Raw genomic sequence first — 249 nt, forward strand, 5'->3', positions numbered from 1 at the left:
ATTATATTCAGTTTTACAATTACAAACGTAGGCATTCTACGCTTAATTATATGACGCCACATCAGAAATATAATGAATTAAAAAATGCCGCTTAGAATCTCTACAGAATTTGTTGACCATTACAGCTCGGAGTTTGTGCGTCAGCAAGCTTAACGCCTACGGGTGTTAAAGTTTATCTCGGTGTTAAATCACTTGTAGGCGAGTGACTTGCCACTGCGTTTTAAATGTGGCTCGGAGTTTGTGCGTCAG

1 protein-coding gene is annotated in these 249 nt (G+C 39.4%); it reads left to right on the top strand.

The genetic code is table 11. From position 1 onward, the window contains the following. On the top strand, positions 1-95 hold a 95-nt coding region (locus tag H5154_RS24300; RefSeq protein WP_404936147.1), incomplete at its 5' end, for an IS3 family transposase. Between the last annotated feature and the right edge of the window lie 154 nt (positions 96-249).

The organism is Pseudoalteromonas sp. SR44-5 (assembly GCF_014163675.1).
GTDB lineage: Bacteria > Pseudomonadota > Gammaproteobacteria > Enterobacterales > Alteromonadaceae > Pseudoalteromonas > Pseudoalteromonas rhizosphaerae.